15 protein-coding genes are annotated in these 21,488 nt (G+C 66.2%); 12 read left to right on the forward strand and 3 right to left on the reverse strand.

Translation table 11 applies throughout. The annotated features are described in order from the left end of the window. The first annotated feature begins 24 nt into the window (after positions 1 to 24). The 7 genes from ACE026_RS02050 to ACE026_RS02080 all read left to right on the forward strand — a co-directional run bounded on the left by ACE026_RS02050 (position 25) and on the right by ACE026_RS02080 (position 9,046). Positions 25 to 1,467: a serine hydrolase domain-containing protein gene (locus ACE026_RS02050; RefSeq protein WP_486037514.1), complete on the forward strand. Its 1,443-nt coding sequence runs from the start codon at positions 25 to 27 to the stop codon at positions 1,465 to 1,467. 184 nt (positions 1,468 to 1,651) lie between these two features. Then, a complete protein-coding gene (locus tag ACE026_RS02055; protein ID WP_486037516.1) occupies positions 1,652 to 2,650 on the forward strand; it encodes a dipeptide epimerase in 999 nt (332 codons plus the stop codon). A gap of 224 nt (positions 2,651 to 2,874) precedes the next feature. Beyond that, entirely contained in the window at positions 2,875 to 5,127 is a 2,253-nt protein-coding gene (locus tag ACE026_RS02060) for a TonB-dependent receptor (RefSeq protein ID WP_486037518.1), read from the forward strand. A 72-nt stretch (positions 5,128 to 5,199) separates the two neighbouring features. Continuing rightward, positions 5,200 to 6,171 (forward strand): hypothetical protein, encoded by a 972-nt coding sequence (locus ACE026_RS02065; protein ID WP_486037520.1) that lies wholly within the window; start codon positions 5,200 to 5,202, stop codon positions 6,169 to 6,171. Positions 6,172 to 6,259: 88 nt separating this feature from the next. Further along, entirely contained in the window at positions 6,260 to 6,799 is a 540-nt protein-coding gene (locus ACE026_RS02070) for a demethoxyubiquinone hydroxylase family protein (RefSeq protein WP_486037522.1), read from the forward strand. A gap of 76 nt (positions 6,800 to 6,875) precedes the next feature. Beyond that, positions 6,876 to 7,781 carry a LysR substrate-binding domain-containing protein gene (locus tag ACE026_RS02075; protein WP_486037524.1) on the forward strand — a complete coding sequence of 302 codons (906 nt, stop codon included), beginning with the start codon at positions 6,876 to 6,878 and terminating at the stop codon, positions 7,779 to 7,781. A gap of 101 nt (positions 7,782 to 7,882) precedes the next feature. Then, on the forward strand, positions 7,883 to 9,046 hold the full coding sequence (locus ACE026_RS02080) for an MFS transporter (protein ID WP_486037526.1): 1,164 nt from the start codon (positions 7,883 to 7,885) through the stop codon (positions 9,044 to 9,046). Here ACE026_RS02080 and ACE026_RS02085 read toward each other — a convergent pair. Both ACE026_RS02085 and ACE026_RS02090 read right to left on the reverse strand, forming a co-directional pair. Then, positions 9,041 to 9,253, reverse strand: a complete 213-nt coding sequence (locus ACE026_RS02085) for a hypothetical protein (protein ID WP_486037528.1) — start codon at positions 9,251 to 9,253, stop codon at positions 9,041 to 9,043. The genes ACE026_RS02080 and ACE026_RS02085 overlap by 6 nt on opposite strands. Beyond that, the gene (locus tag ACE026_RS02090) at positions 9,217 to 13,782 is read right to left on the reverse strand and encodes an autotransporter outer membrane beta-barrel domain-containing protein (RefSeq protein WP_486037529.1); all 4,566 of its coding nucleotides are present in this window, start codon (positions 13,780 to 13,782) and stop codon (positions 9,217 to 9,219) included. The genes ACE026_RS02085 and ACE026_RS02090 overlap by 37 nt, the downstream gene beginning before the upstream one ends. 478 nt (positions 13,783 to 14,260) lie before the next feature. On the opposite strand from ACE026_RS02090, the gene ACE026_RS02095 reads away from it, so the two are divergent. From ACE026_RS02095 to ACE026_RS02105, 3 genes are all read left to right on the forward strand, one after another. After that, complete coding sequence (locus ACE026_RS02095) at positions 14,261 to 15,916, forward strand: acetolactate synthase large subunit (RefSeq protein WP_486037531.1); 1,656 nt, start codon at positions 14,261 to 14,263, stop codon at positions 15,914 to 15,916. 34 nt (positions 15,917 to 15,950) lie between these two features. Then, a complete protein-coding gene (locus tag ACE026_RS02100; RefSeq protein WP_486037533.1) occupies positions 15,951 to 17,333 on the forward strand; it encodes an aldehyde dehydrogenase family protein in 1,383 nt (460 codons plus the stop codon). A gap of 112 nt (positions 17,334 to 17,445) precedes the next feature. Continuing rightward, positions 17,446 to 17,973: a DUF6622 family protein gene (locus tag ACE026_RS02105; protein WP_486037535.1), complete on the forward strand. Its 528-nt coding sequence runs from the start codon at positions 17,446 to 17,448 to the stop codon at positions 17,971 to 17,973. Positions 17,974 to 18,178: 205 nt separating this feature from the next. Here ACE026_RS02105 and ACE026_RS02110 read toward each other — a convergent pair whose 3' ends face one another. Further along, positions 18,179 to 19,072: a LysR family transcriptional regulator gene (locus ACE026_RS02110; RefSeq protein ID WP_486037537.1), complete on the reverse strand. Its 894-nt coding sequence runs from the start codon at positions 19,070 to 19,072 to the stop codon at positions 18,179 to 18,181. Positions 19,073 to 19,178: 106 nt separating this feature from the next. Here ACE026_RS02110 and ACE026_RS02115 point away from each other — a divergent pair, with 106 nt between their 5' ends. Together ACE026_RS02115 and ACE026_RS02120 are read left to right on the forward strand one after the other, a co-directional pair. Further along, on the forward strand, positions 19,179 to 20,237 hold the full coding sequence (locus ACE026_RS02115) for an alpha/beta hydrolase (RefSeq protein WP_486037539.1): 1,059 nt from the start codon (positions 19,179 to 19,181) through the stop codon (positions 20,235 to 20,237). After that, positions 20,234 to 21,445: an MFS transporter gene (locus ACE026_RS02120; protein WP_486037541.1), complete on the forward strand. Its 1,212-nt coding sequence runs from the start codon at positions 20,234 to 20,236 to the stop codon at positions 21,443 to 21,445. The genes ACE026_RS02115 and ACE026_RS02120 overlap by 4 nt, the downstream gene beginning before the upstream one ends. Positions 21,446 to 21,488: the final 43 nt, after the last annotated feature.

Raw genomic sequence — 21,488 nt, forward strand, 5'->3', positions numbered from 1 at the left:
TCCAACAACCACAGGACACACCTCATGATCCGACACGCCTCCGGTTGGAGTCTTCTCTCTCTGGCGCTCGCCGCCTCCGCGCCGGCACTGGCCGCCGCACCACCGATCACCAGCGCGGAGGATCTGGGCACGGCGGTCTCGGCACAGATCGCCTGCGCGGGCATTTTCGTGGCCAACCGCGCCGAGGCCGACGTGCTGCGCGATGACATCCATGCACTGGCGCCATTCACCAGGACGGTGGCGCTGGCGGTCGATCGCAAGGCAGGGACGGTCACCGCCTCCGCGCCTGGTACGGCCAGCCGAACGGCGTTGCATCGCCCGGCGGTCGGCTGCACGCTGACCACGGGCGACGTGCCGCTCACGGCGCTGAAGGCCCAAGCGGCCCAGCTCACGCCACTATCGCCACTGGCGGCGCGCCCGTGGCCACAGGGCGACCGGCCGGTACCGGCGCTGCAGGCCGCCGCAGAAGCGAAGCTCGACCGTGCCGCACTGGATGCGGCCGTGAGTGCGGCCTTCGATGAGCAGAACGTGGGCGGTTACCCGGACACCCGTGCGATCGTGGTGGTGCAGGGTGGGGCGATCGTTGCCGAGCGTTACGCGCCCGGCTTCAACCAGAACACCCGCATGTTGGGCTGGTCGGCCACCAAAAGCATCATGGGCACGCTGGTTGGCCTGCTGGTGGATGACGGCGTGCTCGAGCTGGATGACCCCGCCCCGGTGCCGGAATGGAAGGGCGAAGGCGATCCACGTGGCGCCATCACCCTGCGCCAGTTGCTGACGATGTCCAGCGGGTTGGCCTTCGTGGAGAGCTACAAGCCCGGCAACGAATCGATCAAGATGCTGTTCGAGGCCGGTGACATGGGCGCGCTGGCCGCCGCGATGCCGCTTGAACATGCGCCAGGCACGCACTGGAGCTATTCCTCGGGCACGACCAACATCCTGTCGCGGATCGTCTTCCAGGCCACCGGCGGCACTCTGGAGGGCATGACCCGATTTGCACAGACACGGTTGTTCGAGCCGGCCGGCATGCGCAGTGCGCTGATCGAGCCGGACGAATCCGGTGTCCTGGTCGGCAGTTCCTATGGGTATGCAACGGCGCGCGATTGGGCGCGTTATGGGCTGCTGCATCTGCACCACGGTGAGGCCGGTGGCAAGCGGCTGCTGTCGCCGGAATGGCTCGGATTTGCGCTGACACCCACCCCGGCCTCGGCGCGCCCGTCTTACGGCGCGCAGCTGTGGTTGAACCGGGCCGCGGCAGCGGAAGAAGGTCGCAAGGTGCTGCAGGACGTGCCGTCCGACGCGTTCATGGCGATGGGCCACAACCATCAGATCATGGCGGTGATTCCCTCGCAGGATGCGGTGATCGTGCGCCTGGGCTGGACACCAGAGGGGCAGAAGTTCGACTGGAACAAGTATCTGTCGCAGATCGCGGCCGCGCTTGCACCCGCAGCGGTACCTGCGAAGTAATCCGTAACGCGGCACGAAGGAGGGGCGCCGGACACGGCGCCCATTGACAGTTCTCTGCACAGAGAACTAATGTCTCGATGTGAGAATTACTCACCTTGAGGCAGGGAAACCCGATGTGCTCGATCAAGCTGTTGGCAACGCCCGCTGTGGCGCGTGACGTGGCCGCATCCGGAGTGAACGCCTGATGGCCCGCCTCACCCTCGGCATCGCAGTCGACGCGCTGCGCCTGGCCGCGCCGTTCCGCATCGCCAGCCACGTCTTCGACAGCCGGCTGGCCTGCCTTGTCACCCTGGATGACGGCACGCACGTCGGCCGCGGTGAGGCGACCGGCGTCTATTACCTGGGCGAAGACATCGAGACCATGCGCATCCAGCTCGAAGCGGTGCGTGATGCCATCGAGGCACACCCCACCCGCGAGGAACTGCGCGCGATCCTGCCGGCCGGTGGCGCACGCAACGCGGTTGATGCTGCCCTCTGGGAGCTGGAGTCGAAGCAGGCGGGCAAGCCCGTGTGGGCGCTTGCAGGCCTGCCGCCGCCGCGGCCGCTCCCCACGACCTTCACGGTCGGCGCCGATGAGCCGGCGGCCATGGCGGCCGCTGCGGTCGCGTATCGCCAGGCGCGTTCGATCAAGGTCAAATTGACCGGTGATCTCGACCTGGACATCGCACGCGTCGCGGCGATCCGTCAGGCACGCCCCGAGGTATGGCTGGGGGTCGATGCCAATCAGGGTTACCAGGTCGGCGATCTCGAGCGGCTGGTGGCAGCGATGGTGGACGCCGATGTGGCGCTGATCGAACAGCCACTGGCGCGCGGGCGCGAGGCCGATCTGGATGGATTCGTCTCGCCGATTCCTCTGGCCGCCGATGAAAGCGCGCTCACCCTGGCCGATGTCGAGGGCCTGAAGGGGCGCTTCAACGTATTCAACATCAAGCTCGACAAATGCGGCGGCCTGACCGAGGCGCTGCTGATCGCCGCCGCGGCACGTCAGGCCGAGCTCGGCGTCATGGTCGGCTGCATGGTCTGCAGCAGCCTGGGCGCTGCGCCGGGCTTCGTAGTCGGGCAGTTGTGCGATCTCGTCGACCTGGACGGGCCCACGTTCCTCAAGCAGGACCGCACGCCCGGGGTGCTCTATCGCGACGGCACGATCTGGTGTGACGAAGCGGTCTGGGGCGCCGGACGCTGAGGTTTCGGGGCGCGCCTGGCGCATGAAGTGATGTCAATGCTGCGACGCAGGATTGACAGTTCTCTGAACAGGACTATTGTGTCCTACATGGGCTTACAAATAGCCATTTATCCCAGGAGCGTCACTGCCAGGCCGGCCCCCACCCCAGCACGACGGGGTGCCTGACTTCCGCATCCCGTGCCCATTGCCGTGGGCGTCCAGCTTCGCTACCGAGGTCTCATCACATGAGTCACTGTTCGCTCCGAATGAACGCGTTGTCGTTGGCCTGCACTGCAGGCATCCTGGCCTTGGGCTGCAGCGCCACGGCACTGGCACAGGTCGCCGCCGAGAACCCCAACCGCGACGACGTACATACGTTGGGCACTGTGACCGCGACCGCGCAGAAACGCGTGGAGGTGGTCACCGATATCCCGATGTCCATCAGCGTGATCAGCGAAGAGCAGCTCGACCGCCTCCAGGTCAACAACATGAATGACCTGGCCGGGCTGGTTCCTGGCCTGCAGATCACCAGCCTCGGTGCGCCGGGCCGCTCGACGATCTCCATCCGCGGCATCACCCCGATGGGCAACACCGCCTCGACCTCGATCTACGTTGACGACGTGCCGCTCACCGCCAATGGCTCACTGTCCGGCGCCACCTCCGGCATGTTCGACCTGCTGCCGTACGACGTGCAGAACGTGGAAGTGCTGCGCGGCCCGCAGGGCACGCTGTACGGTGCCAGTGCGCTGGGCGGCGTGGTCAAGTACGTCACCAAGCGGCCGGACCTGGAGTATTTCTCAGGCCGCGCCGGCGCCACGATGCGCGTTGTCGACGATGGCGGCCGGGTGGGCCATTCCGAGCGCGCCGCGGTCAATGTGCCGCTGGTGAAGGGTCAGCTGGCCCTGCGCGCCAGCTACGCCGAGCAGACCAGCCCGGGCTGGATCGACAACAGCGTCCTGCACCGCCGCGACACCAACGATGTGTACCAGAACGCCGGCCGCGTTTCGCTGCTGTGGAAGGCCTCCGATACGGTGGACGTGCTGCTCACCGCGATGCGCCAGGAAAACAAGGGCGACAATTTCGCGACGGTCGCGCTCGACCCGGCCACCTTCAAGCCGAAGCTGCCCGGCTACTCCAACGAGTATCTGTTCCTGCAGCCGAGCACGATCAAGTACGACGTGTACGGCCTGACGGTGGACTGGGATCTGGGCTGGGCCGACTTCACTTCCGCCAGCAGCTGGATGAAATCCAACGCCTGGCGCCTGCAGGACCAGTCGGTGGAGTACATCCCGTTGCTGGGCCAGAAGCCGGGCGTGGGCCCGGTGATGGCATACGCCGGCCTGGACACGGATATCGAACTGAAGAAGTGGACCCAGGAATTCCGCCTGACCTCCAAGGGCGACAGTCGCCTGCAATGGCAGCTGGGCGCGTTCTATACCGATGAAGATGCCGCCTACATCGAGCGCGGCAGCGCACTGAGCCCGGCGTTCAATCCGGTGCTTGATCTGTTCACCGCCTCGGTGCTGACCACGTACAAAGAGAAGGCGCTGTTCGGCAATGCCACCTGGAAGTTCACCGACCGCTTCGATCTGGCCTTGGGCGTGCGCCATGCGCGCAATGACCAGCAATTCCGCCAGACACTTGGCGGTCCGTTGGGTGGCGATGGTGTGCAGCGCATCACCGACTCCTCGGAAAGTGTGACCACCTGGAGCGCCAGCCCGCGCTTGTTCCTGGGCGAAGACACCATGGCCTACGTGCGGGTCGCCACCGGCTACCGCGCAGGCAGCCCCAATCCCATCCTGCCGGCCGCCCCGGAGGTGCCTGCGCAGGTCAAGTCGGACACGTTGATCAACTACGAAGCCGGCCTGAAGAGCCACTTCTGGGATCGTCGTGCACTGGTGGAAGTGGCGGCATTCCGGATCGACTGGGATGACATCCGCTTGAACCTGCTCACCGCGCAGGGCATCTCCTATGGCGTCAATGGGGGCGAAGCACGCAGCCAGGGCGTTGAATTCACCGGCGCACTGATGCCCGTCGACGGCCTGCGCCTGAGCGGCAGCCTGGCCTACACCGACGCCAAGTTGACCGCGCCGATTCCCCCGGCCCGCCCGGGCGGCCCGAACCAGGCCGAATCCGGTGCCCAGTTGCCGCAGGTGCCGGAATGGGCCGGCAGCCTGCAGGCCGACTACCAGTTCCCGACCAGTGGCGAATGGGGCTGGAGCGTCGGCGGCGCGCTGCGCTATTACGGCGAGCGTGCGGCATCGGTGGCTTCAACGCAGTCCTTCGACTTGCCCAGCTACACCACCGTCGATCTGACTGCCGAAGTGAGCAGCCAGAACACGACCGTGCGCTTCTTCATCACCAACCTCACCAACAAGGACATCTACGTCGCCGCCGGCAGGACGATTCCTGCCGCGGGCGCGCAGCAGTACCGGCGCTGGAATGCGGTGATGATGCAGCCGCGTACCGTGGGTGTCTCGTTGGATTACAGCTTCTGATCCAACGGGGCCGGGCAGTGCGGCACCTTCGGGGGCCGTACTGCCCGGTAACCGTGGCCGAAGCGGATATGCTTGCACGGATCCGATCCCCGACCCGCAGGCAGCAGCGCGATGCACGCCAGAAGATGTTCCGTCCTGCTTTGTGCGGCGCTGCTGTGTGCGGCGCTGCTCACCGGTGGATGTGCACGCACCAAGCGGGAGACCGTGTTCTCGTCAGACACGCTGAAGGTTGTGGCCGTGACGGAAAGCAGGCTGGATATCAACAGCAGCAAGTACCAGCACCACACCACATACGCCGTTTACGTGAATGGCAGTGCGCTGTCAGATAACGACTTTGCGACGCTGCTGCAGGATCCTGACACCACAGACGCCCCGTTTGTGCATACCGATGCGGTGGTGCTGGACGAAGTCGCGGTGCTGCTGGCATCGCACAATCGTGACAGCTCACGCTGCTGGACAACGCGGCTTTCCGGAAGCCGCGGCAGGGCCACGCTGGACAAGATCACGACAGGGACCGCCGACTGCAGCATCCGTCCGGCATCCCCGGGCTGGCGGGCGCTCTACGATGACCGCAGTGATCTCATCCTGATCCGTGAACACCCGTTCCAGGTCCATCCCATGGCGGGGTACGGGTACGTCCTGTGGATCGATGGCGACATCGCCGCCCTGTATCACAAAGACCGGGACCATGAGCGACTGGTCGTCAGGCTGGCGAGGATTTCGTCCGACACGCCCCTCGCCGAGCAGACACTTCCGATGCGGACCTATGCGGAGCCGGACCTTCTGTATGCCTCGCCTGAGCTGCGCCGCCAATGGCTGTTCGATAACTTCACGGTGGCCATGGGGGCATCTCCCTCGATCCAGTTGCGCTCCGATCATCAACTGCAGACGATCACGCCCGAGGTGTGGGCGCAGTACCAGGAAAACGACCGGCAGAACAAGGAACTCGATGCCCAGGCACGTGCCGCCGGGAATGCCTGGATCGAGGCCCAGCGCCGGGAGTTGATGGAAGCAGATGCCAGGGAGCGCGACGCCAGGAAGTAGGGCGGTTGCCGGCCCCATCGTCGCTGCTTGTTGGCAGGCGCCCACCGCCCTAAGATCGGCGGCATCACATGGTGTAATCGGGACTCACATGGACGTCGTCGTGCAACCGCTCGCCACCGATCTCGGTGACCGCATCATCAAGGTCAACCACGCTGGTGAGCATGGCGCAATCTGCATCTACAGCGGGCAGATCCTCCTGGCCCGTCTGACCGCGCCAGACAGGGTGGGTGAGCTGCGTGAGTTCCGTTCTCACGAGCGACGGCATCGGGCCATTTTCGGTGCTGAGCTGGAGCAGCGCGGACGCGCCCGCTGCAGGAGCTACTGGCTCTGCGGTATCGGCGGCTTCGTGCTGGGTGCAATGACTGGCCTGCTGGGCCGCGGGGCCATCGCGGCGACGACGACAGCCGTTGAGAGCGTGGTGCTTCGCCACCTTGAGCATCAACTGTCCCTGCTGGAGGGTCACGACCCTGCCGCGGTGACGGCAATCTCCTCGATCATCGCTGACGAGCAGCAGCATCATGACCAGTCCCTCCAGCAGGCGCCTGCTGGCGCGTTCTGGCCGAGGGTTCTCAGCCCGATCGTCTCCGGCGCGACGGAAGCGGTCATCTGGCTGGGGATGCGGCTGTGATCCTGCCTGCCGACAACGGAGCGATTTGGCATGTTCAACACCCTCAATTCCGGTATTCCAGAGGTCTGGTGTTTCAGTGATAGAGACCCGCCTGCTCCAACAGTTCATTGCCGTGGCCGAGGAGCTGCACTTCAATCGCGCCGCCGAGCGGCTGCACATGGCGCAGCCGCCGCTGAGCCAGGCCATCCGCAAGCTGGAGGGCGCCGTCGGAGCGCCGTTGTTCGAGCGCACCCCTCGCAGCGTCGCGTTGACACCGGCGGGTGCAGCCTTTCTTGAGACCGCGCGCCGTACCGTGCAGTTGCTGGAGGAGGGCGTCGCCCAGACGCGCCGCGTGGCCCAGGGCATGGAGGGCCACCTGACGCTCACCTTCATCAACATCGCCCCCTATGCTTCGTTGCTGCAGGCACTGCGCCGCTTTCGTGAGCTCAACCCGGGCATCGCCTTCACGATGCGGGAGGCAACCACCCAGGAGCAGGTCAACGCCCTGGAGCAGGGAGAGGCGGATATCGGCTTCATGCGGACACCGGGCACCACGACGCCGCACCTGCGCATGGAAAGGCTGCTGAGTGAACGGATCTGCGTCGCGCTGCCGGCCGGTCATCCGCTGGCGGCGAAGGCGCGCATCGACCTGGCATTGCTCAGGAACGAAGCGTTCGTCGCCTCGCCCCGGACACTCGGCAAAGGATTTCATGACCAGCTGATCGGCCTGTGCCAGACAGCCGGGTTCGTGCCCGACATCGTGCAGCACGGCCGGCAGATCCAGACCTTGATTGCATTGGTGGCTGCGGGGTTCGGTATCGCGCTGCTGCCCGCTTCGCTGGCGACGGAAACGCGCGAGGACGTCGTGTTCCGGCCGCTCCAGGTGGATGCGGCCGAGGACGTGTCACGGCTGGACCTGTTCATGGCCTGGAACGAGACCCGGACCTCCGCGATCCGCGACCGGTTGATACAGGCAGTCCTGCAGACCCTTTCTCTGCCCTGAGGTGACAAGACGCGCGGCGTCTTGCTGCGGGATGTAAACCGTCCTTCACCCGCACATGGCCAGGCACTAGGCTTGCGCAGCTCTGCTGTATAGGACCTGCGATGCCTGCTGCCATCTATGTGTTTTCCCTGTGCGCGTTCGCGTTCGGCCTCTCCGAGTTCGTGGTCGCGGGATTGTTGACCACGATTGCCGATGACCTCGGGGCGCGGATATCCCTCGTCGGCACGGCCATTGCCGCCTATGCACTGGGCGCGGCCATCGGCGCACCGTTCATCACCGCCCTGGTCGCGCACTGGCGGGACCGGCAGATCCTGCTGCTGGCCACGGCATTGCTCGGGCTGGGCAGCCTGCTGATGAGCGCCTCGCCCAATCTGATCACACTGCTGGCCATCCGCTTCGTGGTCGGCCTCGGCCACGGGGTCTTCATGGCGGTCGCCTCCGACGCGGCGACCCGGCTAGTGGACCCGCAGCGTTCCGGACGGGCGCTGTCGGTGGTGTGGATCGGGTTGACCCTCGCACTGGCATTCGGCGTCCCCATCGGCACCTATCTGGGCAGCGTGTGGTCGTGGCGCGTGGTCTTCCTGTCCATCGGCGTCCTCAGCGTGGTCGGCATGCTGGGCCTGGCGTTGTGCATGCCGAGGGGAGCTGCCGGCTCGGCCCCGACCCGCGGCGGTGCATGGAAGGGCATCCAGGCCATCATCCATCCCCAGCTCCTGACGACGGCCGGTATCGGCGCGCTGGTGAGCATCGCGACGTTCTCGTTCTTCACCTTCGTCTCGCCGTATCTGCAGCACGTCACCGGTGTGGACGTGCAGTGGCTGAGCCTGGGCATGCTGTTGTTCGGCGTCTGTGCGATCGCAGGCAATCTGCTCGGGGGCGCGCTGGGCGACGCGATGGACGGGGAGCGCAGCCTTCAGTTGGCACTGTGCGCGTTGGCGTTGAATCTGCTCGGGCTCTACGTGTTCGCCAGCATGCCGGCCATGATGCTGCTGCTGATCGGTGCGCTGGGCACCTGTTTTTTCTGCATCGTGACCCTGCTGACGCTGCGTCTGCTCAAGCAGGCGCAGCGCTTGATTCCCGCCTACAGCCCGGTGGCGGCGGGGTTGAACATCGCCTCCTTCAACCTGGGCACCGCGCTCGGGGGCGCCATGGGCAGCCTTACGATCAGCTATGCAACGCTGGCATCGGTACCGCTGACAGGGGCCGTGGCCGCGGTACTGGCGGGCACCGTGTTGTATCGCCTTGCTCGCCGCAGACACTCATAAGGTGTACTGGCGCGCCCAGGGCACGATCAACAGGCCGACGATTCCGCCGGCAAGCATTTTGCCGCCCTCTACGGTTCCCCAGTTGCTCCCTCCCAGGTCCACGAACACATCATTGATGTCCGAGAAATGGCGACGGGAGGATTGCAGCTGCCCGGTGGGAATCACAGCTTCTACCAGTTCCAGCGCATGCCCAGCTTGCCGTTCCACGCAGTCGCGTGGCCGTTGAAACTCCAGCTGTAGTCGATATCGGCATAGAGGTAGCCGGTCTGGGTGACCTGCCAGGTTCCGCCGATGCCCACTTCGCCCCATGAGCCGCCCATATCGACGGCAAACGGTACGTATCCGCTGTTGGTGGCGAACGCGGCGCTGGGCGTGCCCCGGAATTCGTGCCACACATTGGCGCGCAGCCAGGCATTGCCGCTGCGATTCAATCGCGCGCCGATGCGCCCGACCAGCGAGTCACCGTCGCTGAAGTGCACCTGCGCGGTGTGATCATCGAGGTCATCGACGTCGATCTGTTGCCAGATCACCTGCGCCTGCGGCTCCAGACGCCAACGCCCGTCCTCTCCCGAGGACCCGTCGCGCTCGTTGAGTAAAAACGGCCAGCCGCCTTCCAGCGACAGCGCCAGCCCATCGGCATCGACAAAACTGTCGGACGTGCGCGGGGACTGCAGTCGCATGTCATACCAGGTGTACTGGGCCACGGCGTCGATATAGGCGCCTTTGGCGGAGAACGCTGTCCAGTAGCCGCCGACCGAGCCGGCCTTGAACCGGTCCGTGCCGGCATGGAAGCGGTAATCCAGGAGGTTGTGTCGCACTTCGCCCTTGCCTTTGCCATACGCCAGGTAGAAACCGGCGTGACGGCGGCGCCGGTCATCGGCATCCACGCGCCGGTAGAGGTCGGTACCGATCTGCAACGCATCGAAACGGTAGTCGAAGTCGGGGCCGCGATCGCCATAGATGCCGCGCCGGCCACCATCATGTTCGCCGTCGTGGCCGAGATAGCGCATCCAGGCGCCGTTGAATCCACTGCGTTCGGTATCCAGGTCGCCGCGCTGATGCAGTAGTTGCTCGTCGCCGACCCGTTCGTGCAGGGTATCGATCAGGGTGCGGCCGTACACCTGTGCCATCGCCGGTGCGGCCGCGATCAGCGACACCTCCTGGCGATAGGCCGGGGGCGGAGACGGGGCAGGCGGTATCGGCGGAGGTTCGGGTGGCGGCTTGGGTGGCGGGCTGGGGCAGGGGGGTGCCGGTGCACCCGGGCTCGCGCAATCGATCACCGAGCGCAGGTACCAGCTGTTCTCCACGTCCGGGCCGGAGAGCGTGGTTGCACCGCCGCGGTACAGGAAGTACTCGTAGGGGCCGGCCACGACCGGCACGGACAACGCGAAATTGTCTGCCGTGCTGGTGGCGTTGGCTGTCTGCACCACGCCGATGCCATCGGCGAGCGTAAGGTCGCCCCGGCCGCCACTGTTGCGGATTTCCAACGCGCCAGGGCCGCTGCTGCTGCCGTCCACCACGACCAGCTGATCCGAAGGGGAGGCATCGTCACCCAGCCAAGTGTTCAGCGCGAGCGTGCCATTGCCGCTGTAGCGGGACACGGTCAGGGTTCTGTAGCTGGCCACTTGGGCGGGATCTCCGCCGGGCACCGCGAACACGATCCGGCTGCGATCATTGAGCAGCGTGGTGAGCGTGGAGCTGCCGGTCAGATTCCACAGCGTGTCGTGCAGCGCCACATTGGAGAGGCTGCCGGGCAGGGTGATCGCGGCGCCGGTGAGCACGCTGCCGGTCGCGGTGATGCTGGCAATGGTCGGGGTGTCGGCGGCCGGCAACAGCGGCATCTGCATCGGCATCGCCATCGGCATCGGCAAGGGCGCGGCCGGATCATCGGGCGGCAGGTCTGGCGGGAGCACGGGGACCGCCGCATCCATCCCATCGAAATCGGCGATGGCACCGACCTTCAGCCACAGATCGCGCCCGCCTACCGTCGCACCGCTCAGGTCGATCTGCGCTGCGCCAATGGCGCCTATGCCGGGGCCGTCCGCAGCGGATAGCGTTGACTGCGTAACGAACGCTGACGCTGGGGCGGGGTCGCCACGGACCAGCAACGCCGCTGCGCCGGGACCGGTCGTGGCGAGCGTGGTATCCGCCACGTCCACCCGGCCGCCGTTCCATGCCACCGCAGCGTGGGCCAACGCACCACGGGTAGTCACGCGGCTGCCGCCGCTCAGCAGCAGGTGCCCATTGTCGGCCCAGGCAATCAGTCCGTGCGCCTGCACGCCTGTGGTGGCGATGGTGCTTGCCGTCGCGGTCAGCAGGCTGTCGGCATACGCGGCCAACCCGTAGCCATGCAACCCGCTGGTGGTGACGGTCATGCCGCTCGTACGAATCTGCCCGGCACCCGCCGCGCGTGCGCCGATGGAATCGGTGCCGCGCGTGGAGACACTCACACTGGCCAGGGTCGCGATCGTATCCACGCCCTGGATGTTGAAGCCTTCGCTGGCGTTGCCCAGCGTAGTGATGCTGCTGCGTGCGCCGTCAGCCTGACCCGTCACCGGAGTGACGTTCATCCAGACCCGGCCGCCGGCCGTGCCCACGTATACGCCATGCCCGGAAATGCCCGAGGGGACGAATGCGGCTGGATCGGTCACCGCGTTGCCGCCGGCATCCACCGGCCGCCCAAACGTCGGCAGCGCCAGATCGGTTCCCAACAGCACGCCTGTGTGGAGGGTGTCGCCGCTGGAGATCAGCGTGCCAGCCGTGCCACCGCTGGCGTTGAGCGTCATCCCGGGGCGGCCGGCATTGATGATGGTGGAGCCGGCGCTGTCGATGGTGCCGCCCGTCGCGTTCAGGCCGATGCCACCCGCGCCACCGCCGCCGATGTAGAGATTGCGCGCAGTGATGCGGGTTGCCGCGCCATCGGCACGGATGCCGCCCCCGCTTCCCGAGGTGGTCAGGGTACTGTCGGTGACGCTGACCTGCGCACCAGCCTGGCCATACACGCCGTTGGCATTGAGATCCGTGGTGCGCGTGTCCATGCGCAGCAACGTGGCCTGCGGTCCGGCGGCGCCGGCCGTGCCCTGGACCAGCACGGCATTGGCATTGATGCCGTGCGTGGTGATCACCGTGTTGGCCGCCTGCAGCCGCGATGTCGCCGAGGCGGCCTGGGCGACCAGTACGCCGGTGCTGTTGTTGCCAAACGTCTCGATCCGCGTCGAGGTGGCCAGCGGTGACCCGTCGGCGGCCACGTCCAGGCGGAGCGTGCCGCCGCTGGACGACACCTGCGCACCATTCGCGCCGGTGGTGCCGGTGGCCACATAGGCGGCCGGATCGGTCGTGGCATTGCCACCGGCATCCACCGGCAGGCCATAGCTGGCGGCGAAAGGATCGGTACCGAGCTGTATGCCTGTGAGCAGGACATTGCCTTGGCTGACCACCGTGCCGCCGCTGGCTGCCTGCAGACCAACCGCCGCGTTGCCGCCGGCAATGCCGGAGGTGTAGACGGCACTGCCGCTCAGCGTGAGCGTGCCTGAGGTCAGCGCATGGGCAGCGATGGCACCGTTGAGCAGCGTTGAGAGGCGCAGCCCGTTTGCCGTGAGCGCGCTGCCACTGCCTTCGGCGCGCAGCGCATTGCCGGTCTGCCCCGCAGCGATGACGATACCCGGCGCTCCTCCGAGTGTGACCGTGCTGCCGCTCCCGGCCAGCACGCCGTGCGCATTCTGCCCGGCCACGCGGATGTCCAGCCCATCAACCTGCACCTGGGAGGTGCCGGCGGCCGACAGCCCGTGCGCGGTGGTGCCGATGGCGTTGATGGTCAGCCCGGACACGGTGCCTTGCCCATCAGCGAACACCAGGCCGGTCGCGCCGGTGCCGGTGGTATCGATGGAAAGTTGGGATGCCTGGAGGCGCGAACCGGTGCTAAAGCGTCCACCACTGTTGTTGTTGCCGCGGGTCACGATGTTCACCGCATGCACGTCGAACCGCGCGCCGCTGGCGCCGAGCAACCCGTGGCTGCCATTGGTTGCTCCGGCGCCGGTGCCCAGGATATGGATCGATGTGGTGCCACCCGTGGGAATGCCGGCGCTGTCCACATTCAACCGGACGGTGCCGTCACTGGCACTGATGCCGTGGGCCGCCGTTGCGGCCTTGCCCACGTAAGCGCTGGGATCGGTGACGAGATTGCCGCTGGCGTCCACCGGCAGACCGTAGGTGGCGGGGTTGCCGGGTTGCGTCCCCAGCACTACCCCGGTGGCAATGACATCGCCGCTGCCGGTGAAACCGCCGCCCTCCACCTGGATGCCTTCGCTGTTGGCCAGGGTCGTGTAGAAGCGCGTGCCGTTCGAGGTCAGCGTGGTGCCTGCCTCCAGGCGGGCAGCAGGACCCCCGGCACCCAGTCGGCTGACGGTGGAGCCGGCCGCCAGGAAGTTCACCGCGCCCACGTTGGTCGAGCACACCGTCGCTGTGTTGGCGGCACTTGTGATCAACGCCACCGCGCCGGTAGCGTTGATCACGCCGGCATTGGCGGCATAGAAGGCCGGTGCACCGGCGGTGATCGGCGCGTACGTGCCGCTTGCGATCGTCTGGACCGTACCGTTCGCGCGGACCTGCTGGGCGGGTACGCTTGCCGGTACCGTAATGCAGCTGGCCGCGCCCACGCTCTGCGCCAGTGCGCACCAGGGGGCCGACGTAGCCAGACCGACCACGAGCAGGCTGCCGCGGATCGATTGCGGTGACACGAACGTACCCGCACACGTCACGCCGGATGCTGCTCGGCGACCAGATCGGGAAGTGTCCACGTTTTATCCATGATGTGCTGTGTTGGTCTACATGCACGAAGCATCTCGAACAGGGTGTCCAATGTGTCTGGCGTGTCACGTCGTATGGTCATCGGACCTTGACCGGGAGGCAGCTTGCCGGGCAGCGACGCGGTGTCGCCACGCAAGGCGGGCACCGGGTGTCACTCGAGTCTGGCCACAGCGCTTTACGCGCTCAACCGCAATACGTGCGGGGTGAGGGCAGTAAATCTACCGGCACCCGCGGCGCTCAATCATTCCTGGGCGTGGCTACGTGCCAACCGCAGATCCACCATGCGTCGACCGCCCTGTTCATCCAGGGCCTTACCAAAAACGGCGCACAGCATCCCGCAGACAGGCAACGCAGCGCTGACATCGGCCCGGGTATAGTGATCCTGACTTCACCGCAAGGATCGAAGCAATGCAGAAGGGCTCGGATCTACTGGTCAAGGCGCTGGAGAACGAAGGCGTCGACCGCATCTTTGGTGTCCCGGGCGAGGAGAATCTCGACTTCCTCGAGTCGCTCCGGACCTCGCACATCGAGCTGGTGCTCACCCGCCACGAGCAGGCGGCCGCATTCATGGCCGCCACCCACGGCCGGCTCACCGGCAGGCCCGGTGTATGCCTGGCCACGCTCGGCCCGGGCGCGCTGAATCTCTCCACCGGCGCGGCCTATGCCCACCTCGGCGCGTGGCCGATGATTCTCATCACGGGGCAGAAGCCGGTGATGAGCGCCAAGCAGGCACGGTTCCAGATCGTGGATATCGTGGCCTCGATGAAGCCGCTCACGAAAATGACGCGTCAGATCGTCAGCCCGGCCGCGATTCCGGCCACCGTGCGCGATGCCTTCCGCGTGGCCATGGAAGAGCGCCCCGGGCCAGTGCATCTGGAGCTCCCGGAGGATGTCGCCGGCGAGGAGGTCGAAGATATCCCCGTCATCCCGGTCCATCCACTGGAGCGTCCGGTCGCACCGTCTGCAGCGCTCGACCGCGCAGAAGCGGCCATCCTGGCCGCCAACCGGCCGCTGGTGATGATCGGGGCGGCCGGAAGCCGCCCGTGGCTCGCCGAGGCGCTTTCCGCGTTCGTCGCGCGGACCGGCCTGCCGTTTTTCAACACGCAGATGGGCAAGGGCGCCGTCACCGGCGGCTCCAACCTGTACATGGGTACGGCCGCACTATCCGAGGGCGACTATGTCCACGAAGCCGTTGCCCGCGCCGATCTGATCATCGCCATCGGCCATGACACGGTCGAAAAGCCGCCCTTCCTGATGAAGAGCGGCGGCGGCCCCAAGGTCATCCATATCAGCTTCCAGTCCGCCACGGTGGAGCAGGTGTATCACCCCGATATCGAGGTCCTGGGCGACATCGGGGCCTCGGTGGATGCTCTGGCCGGGCGGCTGGAAGGCTGCTTGGCGACTGACGACGGCATGATCGAGCTGCGCCAGAAGATCCTGGCCCGTCTCAATGACCGCGCCGAGGAGGACCGCTTCCCGGTCACGCCGCAACGGTTGGTGCATGACGTGCGCCAGTCCATGCCCGACGACGGCATCGTCTGCCTCGACAACGGCATGTACAAGATCTGGTTCGCCCGTAATTACCGGACGCACGTCGCCAACACGCTGCTGCTCGACAACGCGCTGGCCACCATGGGCGCGGGCCTGCCATCGGCGATGATGGCGGCCATGTTGTATCCGAAGCGGCGCGTCATGGCCGTGTGCGGTGACGGTGGCTTCATGATGAATTCGCAGGAAATGGAAACCGCCGTGCGGCTGGGACTCAACCTCGTCGTAGTGATCCTCAACGATAGTGCCTACGGCATGATCCGCTGGAAGCAGGCTGTGGACGGTTTCGAGGATTTCGGCATGCGCTTTGGCAATCCGGATTTCGTGAAGTATGCCGAGACGTATGGCGCGAAGGGGAGCCGGGTGACCGCAGTCGACGAGCTGGTGCCAATGATCGAGGCTGCTTTCGCTGGCGGCGGTGTCCACGTGCTGGATGTGCCGATCGACTATGCCGAGAACACCCGCGTGCTGGTGGACGAGCTGCGCAACCGCACGCCGGACGTGGGCTGCGCGTGATCGCCCCTGCTGACCCTTTCGCAAGGAGCTCAAGATGTTGACCGTCGTACAGGCCTTTGATCGCGCCCCGATCGCAGAGATCGGGCTGGATACCGCCGCCGCGCTGGAGCGCAAGCTCAGTGCTGCCGAGAGGGTCTTCAAGAACCGCGACGGCTGGCTCGCCCCGCACCAGCGCATCGCCATCCTGCGCAAGCTTGCCGCCCTGATGGATGCCAAGCGCGACCACCTCGCCCTGCAGATTGCACGCGAAGGCGGCAAACCGCTCCCGGATGCGATCATCGAGACCACACGTGCGATTGATGGCGTCCACAACGCGGCCGACGAGCTGCGCAACTTTGCCGGTCGCGAAATCCCGATGGGTCTTTCCGCAGCGTCCGAGGGCCGCTGGGCGTTCACGACCCGGGAGCCCATCGGCATCGTGGCGGCCATCTCGGCGTTCAATCACCCGCTCAACCTGATCGTCCATCAAGTGGCACCGGCCATCGCGGTCGGTTGCCCGGTCATCATCAAGCCGGCCTCGGCAACGCCGCTGTCCTGCCTGGATTTCGTGGCGATGGTGCATGAAGCCGGGCTGCCCGAACCGTGGTGCCAGAGTTTCCTCCCGGACGGCAATGACCTGGCCGAGGCGCTGGCCACCGACAAGCGCATTGCCTTTCTGAGCTTCATCGGTTCGGCGAGGGTAGGGTGGTCGCTGCACGCCAAGCTGGCACATGGCGCACGTTCGGCGCTGGAACATGGCGGGGTTGCGCCCGCCCTCGTCGACCGCAGCGCTGACCTGGCCAAGGTCATCGAGCCGATCGTCAAGGGCGGCTACTACCACGCCGGCCAGGTGTGCGTGTCCACACAGCGCATCTTCGTCCACACCGACATTGCCGACGATTTCACCCAGGCCCTCGTCGCGCGCGTTGAGCGGCTGCGAACCGGCGACCCGACCCTGAAGGACACCGAGGTGGGCCCGCTGATCCAGCCACGCGAGGCCGACCGCGTGGCCGAGTGGATTGACGAAGCGGTGAGCGGCGGTGCCCAGCTTGCCACCGGCGGCAAGCGCCTCTCCGAGACCATGTTGCAGCCCACCGTCCTGCTCGATCCGGCCAGTGACGCACGGGTAACCACGCAGGAGATCTTCGGCCCGGTGGTGGCGGTCTATCGCTACACCGACTTCGACGAGGCGATCACGCGCGCCAACGCCCTGCCCACCGCCTTCCAGGCCAGCGTGTTCGCGCAGGATATCGACATCGCCATGCGCGCCGCCAACCGGCTGGATGCCTCGGCCGTGATGATCAATGATCCGACTGCGTTCCGCACGGACTGGATGCCTTTCGCCGGCCGCCGCGAATCGGGTTATGGGACGGGGGGCATTCCGTACACGATGCGGGATATGTCGCAGGAAAAGATGATTCTGATGCGCAGGAGTTGAGTACTTCCTGATGCCTGACACCTGTCACTTGTGATGGGTCGGTGCAAAGCGAGAATGAACCCATTCCCGCACGGTGCTGCATCGCCGGCACCCACCCCCTCAAGGACTCTCCGTGATCATGCTGCAGCACCTCATCTCGAACACCCCTGTGTGGGTCTGGGCGCTTCTGGTCTTTCTGGTCACCCGTGGCGTCGCCGCCATGAAACCCGGAGAAACCTCGCTCACGAAACTGGCGATCGTGCCGGCCCTATTTACCGCTTGGGGAGTCTGGTCGCTGGGCCACCGCTTCGGTAGTTCCTGGGAGGCGTGGGGGGAATGGCTGGTCGGCATCGGTGCGGGCATGGGCCTTGGCTGGATGCTGCTGCGACGGGCAACGCTCACCGTCAACATGTCCACGGGGAGGTTGTGGCGCAGTGCGGACTACAGCCTGCTGCCGCTGCTGCTGCTCACGTTTGTGGTGAAGTACGGCTTCGAGGTTGCGCTCTCCGCGTCTCCTTCACTGAGCGCCGATGGCAGTTTCCGCGCGGCCTACCTGCTGTTGTCGGGCGGTTTCACCGGCATCTTCATTGGCAAGTACGTGCGGTACCTGCGCGCCGCGCGGCTTGTCATGCCAGGCAGGAAGCTGGAAGCGGCAGGCTGAAGCCACCGGGGTCACATACACCGTATCGGCGATTGCAAACGTCGCTATTGACCTGAATCGCGGTTGAGGTAATAGGCTGCTCAGCCCAGCTTCCTCAGGATGGATTCTCCCATGTCGTTGCCGACGTCTGCAGCGCGGGCAACTGATGCTGCTTGTCTGGATCCTGGGCGCATTCTTCCTGTTCAACGGGTCATGGGCGTGAGCGCTAGGCATCCCGTTTGAGCCACGCGACCAGCGCCGAGAATGCCGGCGAGGGTTGCCGACGGTTCGGATAGTAGAGGTGATAGCCGGGGAAGGGGACACACCACTTGTCCAGGACGGCCACAAGCCGCCCCTCGGCAATGTGATCGGCCACCATCGGCTCGGGCGCATACGCCAGGCCCAGCCCGTCGAGTGCGGCATTGATGACGTGGACCATGCTGTTGAACACCAGCGGCCCGTCGCCACGCACGGTGAATTCCTTGCCCTTTTCCTCGAATTCCCAGGCATAGATGGCGCCGTTCGGGCGGTGCCGGATGTTCACGCAACGGTGGCGCGTGATGTCGGCGGGTTTCCTGGGCTTGGAATGCGTCTCGAAATAATCGGGAGACCCCACCACGACCAGCCGCCAATCCGGGCCCACCCGGACCGCGATCATGTCCTTGCTCAGCGCCTCACCCAGCCGGATGCCCGCGTCGAAGCGCTGTTCCACCACATTGGTGAAACCGTAGTCGACGTAAAACTCGAGCGTGATGTCCGGATACTCGGCGAGGAACCCGGCCAGGCGGGGACGGATGATGGTCTCCATGGAGTCGTCCGTGCAGGAAATCCGCAGCGTCCCGGCCGGGCGGTCGCGCAGGTCGCCGAGTGCCTCGACGCTTGCGCCGATGGCCTCGAAGTGCGGGGCAATGGATCGCATCAGGCGCTCACCCGCCTCGGTCGGGGAGACGTTGCGGGTGGTCCGGGCCAGCAGCCGGATGCCCAGGCGCTCTTCCAGCAGCCGCATCGAATGGCTCAACGCAGACGGGGTGACGCCCAGGCGAGCCGCCGCCTTGGTGAAACTCTGCTCCTGCGCCACCACCAGGAAGGCTTGCAGGTCGTTGGTCTTCACTGCGCTCATGGGCCAATTGTGAGCTCAACTCAGCAATGCATCAACGTTCAGCCGGCTTATCGCGGTAACGGCCCGGGCCTATCGTGGCGTCCTCACTCCTCCAGAGGCGGTCCGCATGAAACCCACCACGCTGCTGCTGGCGCTGCTCGCCAGTCACCTCGTTCCACATTCCGCGTGGGCTTCCGACGCGCCAGCGGCCACCAGGACCACGGGGGCGGACAATTTCTACAAGAGCGACCGGGTGACCGGCGAACGCGTCCGGTTCAAGAACCAGTACCAGATGGAGGTGGTGGGCACGCTGTACCGGCCCGAGGGTCTGGGACGCGACGGCCGCGCGCCGGCCGTGGTGGTCGGTCATCCGATGGGCGCGGTGAAGGAACAGAGCTCGCATCTGTACGCGCAGAAGCTGGCCGAACAGGGCTTCGTGACCCTCGCGATCGACCTGTCCTTCTGGGGTGAAAGCGCGGGGACGCCGCGTCACCTGGTATCGCCGGAAATCTATTCGGACGACATCAGTGCGGCCGTGGACTTCCTGAGCACGCAGTCGTTCGTGGACCCGGAACGGGTGGGCGGCCTGGGCATCTGTGGCAGCGGCAGCTTCGTGATCAGCGCGGCGAAGATCGACCCGCGGATCAAGGCGATCGCGACGGTCAGCATGTATGACATGGGCGCCGCCGTGCGCCAGGGGCTGAACCATGCGCAATCGCTGGAGCAGCGGAACGCGGTGATCCAGGCGGCCGCGCAGCAGCGTCTGGTGGAGTTCAAGGGCGGGCAGCGCGTGTACGTGCCCGGGACCGTGAACACGCTCGAGCCCGATACCCCGGACGTGCAGCGCGAATTCTTCGACTTCTACCGCACGCCGCGCGGCGCTTACGCGGCCGCCGGCGAGCGCCCTGAACTGACCACGCAGCCGCTGTTCAGCAGCTTGGTCAAGTTCATCAACTTCCATCCGTTCAACGATATCGAGACCCTTTCGCCACGGCCGATGCTCTTCATCTCCGGCGACACCGCGCACTCCCGTGAGTTCAGCGAAGACGCATATCGGCGGGCCGGCGAACCGAAGGAGCTTTACTGGGTGAAGGGTGCCGGGCACGTGGACCTGTATGACCGCGCCGACCTGATTCCGTTCGCCAAGCTGACGACGTTCTTCCAGCAGAGCCTGGCCGGGAAATGAGTCGTCCCGACACCACCGTGGACAAGGGCAACTGGGGCGGCGTGCTTGCGATGACGCTGTGCGTGTTCGCGTTGATCGCATCCGAATTCATGCCGGTGAGCCTGCTTACACCCTTGGCCGCGGACCTTGGCGTGACCGAGGGCCTTGCCGGCTATGGGATTGCCATCTCGGGCGCCTTCGCGGTGTTGACCAGCCTGTCGATCTCCCGGCTGGCCGGGACCATCGACCGCAGAACGTTGCTTCTTACGCTGACTGCGTTGATGGCGGTGTCGGGTCTGGTCGTGGCGCTGGCCCCCAACTATCCGGTCTACATGATCGGCCGTGCGCTCATCGGCGTGGTGATCGGCGGGTTCTGGTCACTGTCCGCGGCGACCGCCATGCGGCTGGTGCCCGCAGCACAGGTGCCGCGTGCCTTGGCGATCTTCAACGGCGGCAATGCGCTGGCAACGGTGATCGCCGCGCCGCTGGGCAGTTACCTGGGCGGCGTGATCGGGTGGCGCGGGGCATTCCTGTGCCTGCTGCCGGTGGCGGCTGTCGCGCTGGCGTGGCAGTGGGCCTGCCTGCCGTCCATGGCAGCGGAGCGCAGGCAGCCACAGCGCGGCGTGCTCGTGCTGCTCCGGCGGCGGGTGGTGGCGCTGGGCATGACCGCGTGCGGCGCCTTCTTCATGGGACAGTTTGCCTTGTTCACCTATGTGCGACCGTTCCTGGAACGGGTCACCAACGCGGGTGATGCCACTGTCCCGCTGGTGCTGCTGGCCATCGGTGTAAGCGGCCTGATCGGGACACTCGCCATCGGGGCGTTCCTCAGGCGCGGGCTCTACCGCACGCTGGTGACGGTTCCTGCCTTGATGGCGGTGATCGCCGCGGCACTGGTTCCGCTGGGTCCGCAGCTGTGGCCGACGACTGCACTGCTTTCAGCATGGGGCCTGCTGGCCACCGCGGCACCGGTGGGGTGGTGGAGCTGGCTGGCGCGCACCTTCAGCAACGACGACGCCGAAGCGGGCGGGGGGCTGATGGTGGCGGTGGTGCAGTGCTCGATCGCGCTGGGTTCCACCCTCGGCGGCCTGCTGCTGGACAGCGTCGGCTTCGCCGGCACATTCCTGGCCAGTGCCGGCGTGTTGGTGTCTGCGGCGCTGCTGGCCTATGTCACGGCCGCGGACGCGGGCTCCGCCGCCGCGTCGGCGGTGGCTGCGCAGGCCCGCGGCTGATGAGGCGCATGACGGCGATCACTGGGCAACTGCTGGGCATGTC

It is taken from the genome of Stenotrophomonas sp. AGC87 (assembly GCF_057333975.1).

Excerpts from the sequence above, each read along its gene's own strand:
- ACE026_RS02050 (WP_486037514.1), top strand. The coding sequence starts at position 25 with ATGATCCGACACGCCTCCGGTTGGAGTCTTCTCTCTCTGGCGCTCGCC.
- ACE026_RS02055 (WP_486037516.1), top strand. The coding sequence starts at position 1,652 with ATGGCCCGCCTCACCCTCGGCATCGCAGTCGACGCGCTGCGCCTGGCC.
- ACE026_RS02060 (WP_486037518.1), top strand. The coding sequence starts at position 2,875 with ATGAGTCACTGTTCGCTCCGAATGAACGCGTTGTCGTTGGCCTGCACT.
- ACE026_RS02070 (WP_486037522.1), top strand. The coding sequence starts at position 6,260 with ATGGACGTCGTCGTGCAACCGCTCGCCACCGATCTCGGTGACCGCATC.
- ACE026_RS02080 (WP_486037526.1), top strand. The coding sequence starts at position 7,883 with ATGCCTGCTGCCATCTATGTGTTTTCCCTGTGCGCGTTCGCGTTCGGC.
- ACE026_RS02095 (WP_486037531.1), top strand. The coding sequence starts at position 14,261 with ATGCAGAAGGGCTCGGATCTACTGGTCAAGGCGCTGGAGAACGAAGGC.
- ACE026_RS02100 (WP_486037533.1), top strand. The coding sequence starts at position 15,951 with ATGTTGACCGTCGTACAGGCCTTTGATCGCGCCCCGATCGCAGAGATC.
- ACE026_RS02110 (WP_486037537.1), bottom strand. The coding sequence starts at position 19,072 with ATGAGCGCAGTGAAGACCAACGACCTGCAAGCCTTCCTGGTGGTGGCG.
- ACE026_RS02115 (WP_486037539.1), top strand. The coding sequence starts at position 19,179 with ATGAAACCCACCACGCTGCTGCTGGCGCTGCTCGCCAGTCACCTCGTT.
- ACE026_RS02120 (WP_486037541.1), top strand. The coding sequence starts at position 20,234 with ATGAGTCGTCCCGACACCACCGTGGACAAGGGCAACTGGGGCGGCGTG.